The sequence below is a fragment of the Caballeronia sp. BR00000012568055 genome (assembly GCF_029439455.1).
Classification (GTDB): Bacteria; Pseudomonadota; Gammaproteobacteria; order Burkholderiales; family Burkholderiaceae; genus Caballeronia.
The window spans coordinates 1-3,959 of record NZ_JAQFVG010000152.1 but is presented as its reverse complement, the minus strand read 5'-3'; the positions used below and the strand labels follow the sequence as shown (position 1 = coordinate 3,959).

General features: G+C 58.5%; 3 protein-coding genes. 2 read left to right on the top strand and 1 reads right to left on the bottom strand.

Going from position 1 to position 3,959, the window contains the following annotated elements; translation table 11 throughout:
- Positions 1-300: 300 nt before the first annotated feature.
- On the bottom strand, positions 301-1,254 hold the full coding sequence (locus tag P7F28_RS08155; RefSeq protein WP_277184005.1) for an AraC family transcriptional regulator: 954 nt from the start codon (positions 1,252-1,254) through the stop codon (positions 301-303).
- Positions 1,255-1,348: 94 nt separating this feature from the next.
- On the opposite strand from P7F28_RS08155, the gene P7F28_RS08150 reads away from it, so the two are divergent.
- Together P7F28_RS08150 and P7F28_RS08145 are read left to right on the top strand one after the other, a co-directional pair.
- The gene (locus P7F28_RS08150) at positions 1,349-2,593 is read left to right on the top strand and encodes a DUF1479 domain-containing protein (protein WP_277184004.1); all 1,245 of its coding nucleotides are present in this window, start codon (positions 1,349-1,351) and stop codon (positions 2,591-2,593) included.
- Positions 2,594-2,668: 75 nt separating this feature from the next.
- A complete protein-coding gene (locus P7F28_RS08145) occupies positions 2,669-3,925 on the top strand; it encodes an ABC transporter substrate-binding protein (protein ID WP_277184003.1) in 1,257 nt (418 codons plus the stop codon).
- The last annotated feature ends 34 nt before the right edge of the window (positions 3,926-3,959 follow it).

Here is a 3,959-nt window from a genome sequence, read left to right as displayed (position 1 = left end):
CAGTTTGTCGGTTGACATGGCGTGACAGCCCCTCGTAAAAAGCACTCGAACAAAGCCACGGCGCGCAGGCACCAGTACGACCGTTCGTCGCGGTGAATATCAGTAGGAATGAGCTCGTGAACCGGTCGGGGACACGCTCGCATCGCGACCCGGTGCGAATCAGCATAGGTCAGCGTTTGGCGCGGGAGAAACGGAGTCCGAAGTGTTTGGTGGGCTGGCAGACATACAATGTTTTCGACAACTTTCGCATGCAATTTGAAAGGCTGTGAATGACAAAAGCGCACACGATCACGCCGCTCGTTACGCGCGTCGTTCACCTTTCTTTCTTTGTTGAAGCGAAGGCGGTCTTTCATTCAGGCTGATCGACGACTTTTCGTCGGTGCTGCCTTCATCGAGAAATTGCCGCCGATACGCCGCTGGCGTGGCCTGCTTCCACGCCTTGAATTGCCGATTGAAGTTGGAAACATTCGCAAAGCCGGAACGCGCGGCGATCACCGATATTGGCAGCGATGTGTCGCCCAGCATGCGGCACGCGTGCCCGATACGAACCCGCGTGATATAGCGACCGACGCTCTCACCGATATGTTGTACGAAGTAACGCGCAAGGGTCCGCTCTGACAAACTGGCGGCCTCGCAGAGATCCGCGAGGCGCAAGGGTTCGGCGAAGCGCGCATCGATCATGGATAGCACACGGTTGATGCGCTCCGGTTCGTGGCCGGACGGTCCCGCGTGAGTGGGATTGAACGCGCTCGGTGAAGCCAGCGGATGACCCGGTGCGTCGGCCAGCGTGCAGAGAATGTCGAGCGCCGCGCTGAGTCGTTCGCGCGGCACGTTCGAGAGCAACGCGTCGAGTTTCGCGCGCATCGATTCTCCGGCGGGCGGCGCGAATGCAAGGCCGGATGCCGCGCGCCGCAGTAGCTTGCGCAAAGGCTCGTATTCGCGGCAGCAATCAGCCATGCGGCGTGCCCATTCGCCATCGAACCAGATGACGATGGCGACTTGCGGCAAGGCTGTATCGATCGATTTATTCGATGCCCACGTGTGCGGCAAATCGGGCGGCACGAGTACGAGATCTTCGGCCTGATAGTCGCTGACCGAGTCGCCGATATAGCGCTTGCCGTGGCTATTCATGGTCAGCGTCAGTTCGTATTCCGGATGGTGATGCCATTCGAACGGAATGCGCGCAAGCCGCCGATGGTAAACCCGGACCGAACAATCCTCGCCGAACGCTACGTGTTCGTAGGCTGGTTTCATGGCCGAAAACGCAAAGGAATTGCCTGAATAGTATCACCGGCGTGAGGGCGCGCGTCATATGCTTGGCGCACTGAAATTCGATTGGGAGACAATCATGGCGCTAATAGTCGATGACTTGCCGGCAGCAATTCGTCAGGCAAAAAAGGAGCTGCGCGCTGCGCTGCCGAACTACCGCGAAGTATTTGCAGAAGTCGAAAAATCGATCATCGAAGCGGCGAAGCGTGTTGCGGCGCAGCGCGAGCGCGGCGAAGATGTCATTCCAGAAATCCAATTTGCCGATATCGCCGCCGGACGAGTCAGTGACGCGCAAATCGCGCTCGTCAAATCAAGCGGTGCGTGCGTCATTCGGCAAGTGTTTCCGCGCGATCAAGTGCAAGGCTGGGACGAAGAGATCGCGCGTTACGTTGAGCGTAATCATCTCGACAAGCGGCTGGAAAATCGCGCGGAAGATAAATACTTCGGACAACTTGCTTCAAGCAAGCCGCAGATTTACGGCGTGTACTGGTCCAGACCGCAAGTGATGGCGCGACAGTCCGAACCTTTGACGGCGGCGCGCGTGTTTCTGAACAAGCTGTGGCGCAACGAAAGCGAAGGGCGCGTTCATTTCGATCCTGAAAACGTGCCGGTTTATGCGGACCGGCTTCGTCGGCGGCCGCCGGGTTCGGCATCGCTCGGGCTGTCGGCGCATTGCGATGGCGGTTCGGTCGAACGCTGGATCGAAGGTAATTTCCGCAAGGTGTATCGGCATGTGTTTTCCGGCAACTGGCGCGAATACGATGCCTTCGATGCCGCGTTTCGCCCGGACGTGGAAGAGATTGCATCGCCCGCCGTGTGTTCGATGTTCCGCACGTTTCAGGGCTGGACCGCGCTGACGCCGCAAGGACCGGGCGACGGCACGCTGCAACTCGTGCCTATCGCCAATTCGATGGTCTATATCCTGTTGCGCGCCCTTCAAGACGATATCGCCGATGACGACCTGTGCGGCGCCATGCCCGGACGCGCGCTCTCGATCAAGCCGGAATACCACGCGCCGCTGTTTGAAGCGCTCTCGTCCATTCCGAAGATGCAGGCGGGCGACACCGTGTTCTGGCACAGCGATGTGATCCACGCGGTCGAAGACGAGCACAAGGGCGCGGGTTATAGCAACGTGATGTATATCGCCTCCGCGCCTGCCTGCGCGAAGAACGATGCTTATTTGAAGCGTCAGTTGCCGAGCTTTCTGAAAGGCGAAAGTCCGCCCGACTTTCCGGCGGATCATTTCGAAGTGGATTTTCAGGGCCGCGCTACGGCGGACGATCTTACGGCAATGGGAAAATCCCAACTCGGTTTCGCTTTGTAGTTGGATATCCTTATGAAAGTAAAGGAGTGCGCGAACAAGCGACACTCCGTTCATAAATAAAATTCGGAGACTGCAATGAAATGTACGCTCACGTCGGCGGCTGCGGCCGTCGCGCTGGTTATCGCCGGTACGCACGCTGCTGAGGTGGCTCAGGCGGGCGAACAGGTTTCTGTGCTGCATTGGTGGACATCGGGCGGGGAATCGAAGGCCATTCGCGTGCTCAAGGACGATATGAGCAAGCAGGGCTACGAGTGGAAGGATTTCGCGGTGGCAGGCGGCTCTGGCACGGCGGCCATGACGGCGCTCAAGACGCAGGTGATCTCGGGCAATGCGCCAACGGCAGCGCAAATCAAGGGGCCGTTGATTCAGGATTGGGCCGATCAGGGCGTGCTGGTGACCATCGATCAGGCCGCGTCGGATTGGAAGGCACATATTCCCGCTCAGATCGATAAGGACATCAAGGCGGACGGTCACTATGTCGCCGCGCCTTTCTCGGTGCATCGGATCAATTGGTTGTGGATCAACAAGGCCGATCTCGACAAAGTCGGCGGCACGCCTCCGACGACGTGGCCAGAGTTTTTCGCACTCGCCGACAAGTTTCGCGCGGCGGGCATCACGGCAGTCGCGCATGGTGGTCAGCCGTGGCAGGACATGACCATCTGGGAGACCGTGGTGCTCTCGCAGGGCGCGGAGTTTTATCGAAAGGCACTGATCGATCTCGACCAGAAAACACTGACTTCGCCGCAAATGGTGCAGGTTTTCGAAACCATCCAGAAGATTCGGACTTACTTTGATAAGGCCTATCACGGCCGCGACTGGAATCTCGCGACTGCAATGGTGATTTCCGGCGCGGGCGGCATGCAATTTATGGGCGACTGGGCCAAGGGCGAGTTCGCGAATGCGAACAAGAAGGCGGATGTCGATTTCGTCTGCGCGCCTGCGCCGGGCACATCGAACGCTTATACGTACACGGCGGATGCCTTCGTGTTCTTCCAGCAGAACGGCAAGAAGGACGCGACGCCGGGCCAGCTTGCGATGGCCAAAACCATCATGTCGCCCGAGTTTCAGGAACAATTCAGTCTCAACAAGGGATCGATTCCCGTCCGTCTCGATGTACCGATGGACAAATTCGATAGCTGTGCAAAGAAATCGCGCGCAGACGAGCAGGCGACGATCAAATCGGGCGGCTTCTTCCCGTCATTGGCTTTCGGCGAACTCCAATCGCCGGTCACGGCAGGCGCGATTACCGACGTCGTCACCAATTTCATGAACTCGAACGAGGACGCGAAAGAGGGCGTGCGCAAGCTCGCGGCAGCTGCGAAGGTGAAGTAAGGCATGCTGACTATGCCCGGCTAATCTCGATCGA